This is a genomic window from Cupriavidus consociatus (assembly GCF_017814975.1).
GTDB lineage: Bacteria > Pseudomonadota > Gammaproteobacteria > Burkholderiales > Burkholderiaceae > Cupriavidus > Cupriavidus consociatus.
In genome coordinates this window covers 232769-238768 of sequence record NZ_JAGIQA010000012.1, presented here as the reverse complement: position 1 = coordinate 238768, position 6000 = coordinate 232769, and the positions used below count along the sequence as shown (strand labels likewise).

Sequence of the window (6000 nt, the reverse complement as noted above, 5' to 3'; positions counted from 1 at the left end):
CGATGCAGGATGGATACCTTGCCGGCCCAGGGCAACCGGTATTTCGCGATCTGCGAGATACCGATATTCCGGAACTCCGGCCTGGCTTGTTTGACGGCTTCAGCCATGCGAGACCCCAATTAGCGGTAAACAAAGAAACGAGACTGCCATTGCCTGCATGCAACGGGATGCACTGAGGCAAATCCACGAGATTTTAGCGCCTTTGTTGCGCGCTGCACCAATAATTTTCAGCTATCGCACGTCAACTTGCGCCGCACGACAATCGCACACCATGCACATGACACGGCGATTGCCACGCAATATTCACCTGCGCTGCGCAACAGCCCGCACCACCATCACAAATGCCGCAATAATCGCAGCCGGCGTGGGATTCACGCCGGCGCCATGATTCAGCTCAGGTCGTTCTGGTAATAGTGTTTCGTCGTCACATACAACCCGCGGCGCACCTCTACAGGGCGATCGCCGTAGGTATAGGACACGCGCTCGACCGACAACAACGGCGAGCCAACCGGCACGGACAGCAACTCGGCCGCCGTCTCGTCGGCGGCCACGGCACGGATCTTTTCCGAGGCGCGGATCATGCGCGTACCGAACTCGGCCTCGAACAATGCATACATGGGCCCCTTCCACTCGGTCAGCTTTTCCGCGGTGAGGCCTTTGAAGTTGGCGCCCAGCAGCCAGATCTCGTCGAGCACGGTCGACTCGCCGGAGAAATTCAGCACGCGGCGAATCTGCACCACGCTGTCGCCCGTGCGGATATCGAGCAGCCTTGCGATCTCGGCGGGCGCGCGCAGGCGCTTGCACTCCAGTACGTGGCTGGCACCGTAGTGGGGCTCGCCCTCGTCGGGGACGAGGCGCAGGAAACGGAACTTGACCACGTCCTCATGGTGCGTGGTCACGAAGGTGCCCTTGCCCTGCCGGCGTGCCACGAGGTTCTCCGCGGCGAGTTCGTCGATGGCCTTGCGCACCGTGCCCTGGCTCACCTTGTAGCGGGCCGCCAGCTCCATTTCGCTGGGGATCATCTCGCCCGGCTTCCACTCGCCGGACTGCAGGCTGCGCATGATGAGCGCCTTGATCTGCTGGTACAGCGGGCTGAAGGTGGGCGACGGCGCGGCGTGCGTGCCCGGCTGGGCGGAGGCCTGGGGCGCTGTAGCTGACGACGGCGTGGGCGAGGCGGACGAAGGCGGCTGCGTCCCGGCGCCGGGGGTGGCCGCGCCAGAGTCCTGCGCGCCGGGGACGGCAGCGCCGGAGAGGGACGTAGACAGGGAGGACATAGCCGGGATTTCACCACAAAAGGGCGGCGGGCGCCAGCCTGACGTTAATTGTCTTATGTCTTATATAAGACATATGAATTGACAGTCGGTGAGGCCGGGCCTACACTCGCGCTGGTCCACGCCCGCGAATGCCGTGAATGCCATGCTCACGCCGCCGGCGGATGCCTTCCCCGGCACCCTCCTCCGCGGCCCGGACTGGAAATCAGTCTGGAAATGGCGGCTCGCTTCGCAGTAGACTTACGCTTCGTTGCATCACCATGACCCGTTGTGGCTCTCCCTCACCGGTTCCGCCCCGTGGCCTCGCCACCTGGTTCCGGCGGACGGCCGCTCCCCGCTGTGGCGACAACCAGCATCCGGCGTGCACGCCGCCTTGAGTTGGCGACGGCGTGCCGCCGACCGGCTACCCCTTCTATCGTTTGGAGATTTACTCATGGCTAAAGCCCCAATGCGCGTCGCAGTGACCGGCGCCGCTGGCCAGATCGGCTATTCCCTGCTGTTCCGCATCGCCAACGGCGACATGCTGGGCAAAGATCAGCCGGTCATCCTCCAACTGCTCGACCTCCCGCAAGCCCAGGCCGCCGTCAAGGGCGTGGTGATGGAACTGGAAGATTGCGCCTTCCCGCTGCTGGCCGGCGTGGTCATCACCGATGACCCCAAGGTCGCCTTCAAGGATGCCGACGTGGCCCTGCTGGTTGGCGCCCGTCCGCGCAGCAAGGGCATGGAGCGCAAGGACCTGCTCGAAGCCAACGCCCAGATCTTCACAGTGCAGGGCAAGGCGCTGGACGAAGTCGCCAGCCGCAATGTCAAGGTGCTGGTGGTCGGCAACCCGGCCAACACCAACGCCTACATCGCTATGAAGTCGGCACCGAACCTGCCGCGCGAGAACTTCACCGCCATGCTGCGCCTGGACCACAACCGTGCCCTGTCGCAGATCGCCGCCAAGACCGGCAAGCCGGTGTCGTCGATCGAGAAGATGTTCGTGTGGGGCAACCACAGCCCGACCATGTACGCCGACTACCGCTACGCCACCGTCGACGGCAAGAGCGTGAAGGACATGATCAACGACCCGGTGTGGAACAACGACGTGTTCCTGCCGACCGTCGGCAAGCGCGGCGCCGCCATCATCGAGGCCCGTGGCCTGTCGTCGGCTGCCTCGGCTGCCAACGCCGCCATCGACCACGTGCATGACTGGGTGCTGGGCACCAACGGCAAGGTCGTCACCATGGGCATCCCGTCGAACGGCGAGTATGGCATCCCCGCCGACACCATGTTCGGCTACCCGGTGACCTGCGCCAACGGCAAGTACGAAATCGTCAAGGGTCTGGAGATCGACGCCTACAGCCAGGAAAAGATCAACATCACCCTGAACGAACTGGAAGAAGAAAAGGCCGGCGTGCAGCACCTGCTGGGCTGATCTTCAGCGCGTTCCAGGAAAGACCGGGGTTCCGCAACGATTCAAAAAATCGGCGCGGAACCCCGGTTTTTTTCATATTGGGGCGCTATGATGTGCCTCCCGTCCAACCCTAACCTGTCTGAAATCCCGTGCATCCATCCGAGGTCTTGTTCCAGGGCGAAGCCATCCCGGTCCAGTTGCCGGTGTGTGACCACTACGCGGGCAGCGAAAAGCTGATGCGCAAGTCGCTTGCCCTGCAGCAAGAGCTTGGGCCGGTCTTCGATATCACCTTCGACTGCGAGGACGGCGCCGCCGTCGGGCAGGAGCGCGAACACGCAGAGCTGTGCGCGCAACTGGTCAACAGCCCGCTGAACGCGTACAACCGCGTCGGCGTGCGCATCCATGATCCCGCCCACCCGAGCTGGCGCCAGGATGTTGACATCCTGGTGCGCGCCGCCGGTGCGCGGCTGGCCTACGTGGTGGTGCCCAAAGTGACCGACGTGGTCGAGGTCGCGCGCGTGACCGACCATGTCAACCAGGTGGCGCGCAATGCCGGCATTGCGCGCCATGTTCCGATCCATGTGCTGATCGAGACACACGCCGCACTCGAACAGGCTTTCGATATCGCCGCGCTGGTGCAGGTGGAATGCCTGAGCTTCGGCCTGATGGACTTCGTTTCGGCGCACCACGGCGCGATCCCCGGCGACGCCATGCGCTCGCCGCAACAGTTCGAGTATCCGCTGATCCGACGCGCCATGCTGGAAATCTCCGCTGCCTGCCACCGCCATGGCAAGGTGCCGTCGCACAATGTCAGCACCGATGTGCAGGCGCCGCAGCGGGCGGGCGACGACGCGCTGCGCGCGCGCGCCGAGTTCGGCTACCTGCGCAAGTGGAGCATTCATCCGGGCCAGATCGCGCCGATCGTCGCCGCCTTCCGCCCGGGCGCGGAAGAAATCGGCGCCGCCAGCCAGATCCTGCTGGCGGCCCACGAGAACAACTGGGCGCCGATCCGCCACGACGGCCAGTTGCACGATCGCGCCAGCTACCGCTATTACTGGTCGCTGCTGCAGCGCGCCCAGGCCACCGGCACGCCGCTGCCGGCTAACGTGGAAGCGCTGTTCTTCGCCTGACACCGCCACAACAACAAATCCCGGACGCGACCGAAGGAGACCCGGATGTCCGCTTCGAAGACCGCAGCACCGGCCGCCACGACAGCGCCCGCGGCACCGAAAGCCAAGAAATCCGTCGCCCTGTCGGGCGTTGCCGCCGGCGATACCGCGCTGTGCACGGTCGGCCGTACCGGCAACGACTTGCACTACCGCGGCTATGACATCCTCGATGTCGCCGACACCTGCGAATTCGAGGAAATCGCGCACCTGCTGGTGCACGGCAAGCTGCCGACCAGATCCGAACTGGCTGCCTACAAGGCCAGGCTGAAGTCGCTGCGCGGCCTTCCGGCCAACGTCAAGCTGGCACTGGAATGGGTCCCGGCCAGCGCCCACCCGATGGACGTGATGCGCACCGGCGTATCGGTGCTGGGGACGGTGCTGCCGGAAAAGGACGACCACAACGCCCCGGGCGCGCGCGACATCGCCGACCGCCTGATGGCCAGCCTGGGTTCGATGCTGCTGTACTGGTACCACTACAGCCACAATGGCCGCCGCGTCGAGGTGGAGACCGACGACGATTCGATCGGCGCCCACTTCCTGCACCTGCTGCACGGCGAGAAGCCGTCGGCACTGTGGGAACGTGCCATGCACACCTCGCTGATCCTGTACGCGGAACACGAGTTCAATGCATCGACCTTCACCGCGCGCGTGGTCGCCGGCACGGGCTCGGACATCTATTCGTCGATCTGCGGCGCGATCGGCGCGCTGCGCGGCCCCAAGCACGGCGGCGCCAACGAAGTCGCGTTCGAGATCCAGAAGCGCTACGACAGCCCGGATGAGGCGCAGGCCGACATCACCCGCCGCGTCGAGAACAAGGAAGTCGTGATCGGCTTCGGCCACCCGGTGTACACCATTGCCGACCCGCGCAACCAGGTGATCAAGGAAACCGCGCGCAAGCTGTCGAAGGAAGCCGGTTCGATGAAGATGTTCGACATCGCCGAGCGCCTGGAGACCGTCATGTGGGACATCAAGAAGATGTTCCCGAACCTGGACTGGTTCAGCGCGGTGAGCTACCACATGATGGGCGTGCCGACGGCGATGTTCACGCCGCTCTTCGTGATCGCGCGTACTTCCGGCTGGGCCGCGCACATCATCGAGCAACGCATCGACAACAAGATCATCCGCCCCGGCGCCAACTACGTGGGCCCCGAAAACCTCAAATTCGTGCCGATCGGCAAGCGTAAGTGAACCCGGACTAACCGGACAGCCCGATTATGTAACCAAAGGCCAGCGTACTTCGCGGTCTCCGGCAAATCGTAGAGAATAGCGGCGGACTTTCCTCCCAGGCGCCGCCTGATGTGACGGCGGCGAACGACAAACAGACCAGATTTCAGAACCCGAGAGGCACTCACAAAATGAAACATCTCGTACTTGCGGCCTGCATTGGCGCGTTCAGCCTGACCACCGCCACCGCCGTGATGGCGCAAGAGCCGGCCAAGAAGACCACGACCACCAAGAAGAAGTCCTCGACCAAGAAGAAGGCGGCAGCCGGCACTGCCGCCGCTGCTGGCGCAGCCGCCGCTGTCACCCCGACTGGGGAAAAGTGGCAGTGCGAACTGGGCAACAGCATCTATATCTCGGGCGACATGCTGCGCGACGAAGTGCTGACCGTGCACTGGCAGGGCCGCGACTACAAGCTGCCGCGCCAGGCCACCGTGACCGGCGCCGACCGCTACTATGACGCCCGCACCGGCCTGGACCTGGTGGTGATCCCGAGCAAGGCCATGCTGTTCAACAAGAACCTGGGCCAGCGCCTGGCTGACGACTGCCAGAGCGCCGCCATGCAGGCAGGCGCCGCGGCCCCGACCCAGGCCGGCGGCCTGCGCGCTCCGGTCAGCGCGCCGCTGCTGGCCACGCCTCCGGGCGGCCAGACGATCCAGCCGCAGCAGGCGCAGCAGCCTGACGCGACCCAGCAGAGCGCGGCACCGAAGCAGTAAATCCGTACAGGGTGCCGGCGGCCGCCTGAATTCCGGCCTCCGGCACCTTTTTGCCTTGCAGGCGGGTCTTCCCGCCCGGGGGGCGCGCTGTCGCGCCGCAGGAAGTCATGGCCGGGGCCCGGCCGATCGAGACCGGGTGGCGGCAAAGCCGCGCGGCGGTTAGAGTATGCAGTTGCAGTGCGCTGCCGACCTCGGACCGCGGTCACATGCCGCGGCAGCGCACCGGG

5 protein-coding genes and 1 pseudogene are annotated in these 6000 nt (G+C 65.0%); 4 read left to right on the top strand and 2 right to left on the bottom strand.

Features of this window, described 5'->3' with window-relative positions; all coding sequences use genetic code 11:
- Both J8I82_RS18445 and J8I82_RS18440 read right to left on the bottom strand, forming a co-directional pair.
- Positions 1-107, bottom strand: a pseudogene (locus J8I82_RS18445) (succinate dehydrogenase, cytochrome b556 subunit); the annotation flags it as partial.
- 282 nt (positions 108-389) lie between these two features.
- Entirely contained in the window at positions 390-1274 is an 885-nt protein-coding gene (locus J8I82_RS18440; RefSeq protein WP_209760021.1) for a GntR family transcriptional regulator, read from the bottom strand.
- 430 nt (positions 1275-1704) lie between these two features.
- Between J8I82_RS18440 and J8I82_RS18435 the strand changes: the two genes are divergently transcribed.
- The 4 genes from J8I82_RS18435 to J8I82_RS18420 all read left to right on the top strand — a co-directional run bounded on the left by J8I82_RS18435 (position 1705) and on the right by J8I82_RS18420 (position 5773).
- On the top strand, positions 1705-2688 hold the full coding sequence (locus J8I82_RS18435; RefSeq protein WP_133093012.1) for a malate dehydrogenase: 984 nt from the start codon (positions 1705-1707) through the stop codon (positions 2686-2688).
- Positions 2689-2816: 128 nt separating this feature from the next.
- A complete protein-coding gene (locus J8I82_RS18430) occupies positions 2817-3797 on the top strand; it encodes an HpcH/HpaI aldolase/citrate lyase family protein (RefSeq protein ID WP_209760019.1) in 981 nt (326 codons plus the stop codon).
- A 45-nt stretch (positions 3798-3842) separates the two neighbouring features.
- Entirely contained in the window at positions 3843-5024 is a 1182-nt protein-coding gene (gene prpC / locus J8I82_RS18425) for a bifunctional 2-methylcitrate synthase/citrate synthase (RefSeq protein WP_209760017.1), read from the top strand.
- Positions 5025-5191: 167 nt separating this feature from the next.
- Positions 5192-5773: a hypothetical protein gene (locus tag J8I82_RS18420; protein ID WP_209760015.1), complete on the top strand. Its 582-nt coding sequence runs from the start codon at positions 5192-5194 to the stop codon at positions 5771-5773.
- Positions 5774-6000 lie beyond the last annotated feature (227 nt).

Excerpts from the sequence above, each read along its gene's own strand:
- prpC (WP_209760017.1), top strand. The coding sequence starts at position 3,843 with ATGTCCGCTTCGAAGACCGCAGCACCGGCCGCCACGACAGCGCCCGCG.
- J8I82_RS18435 (WP_133093012.1), top strand. The coding sequence starts at position 1,705 with ATGGCTAAAGCCCCAATGCGCGTCGCAGTGACCGGCGCCGCTGGCCAG.
- J8I82_RS18420 (WP_209760015.1), top strand. The coding sequence starts at position 5,192 with ATGAAACATCTCGTACTTGCGGCCTGCATTGGCGCGTTCAGCCTGACC.
- J8I82_RS18440 (WP_209760021.1), bottom strand. The coding sequence starts at position 1,274 with ATGTCCTCCCTGTCTACGTCCCTCTCCGGCGCTGCCGTCCCCGGCGCG.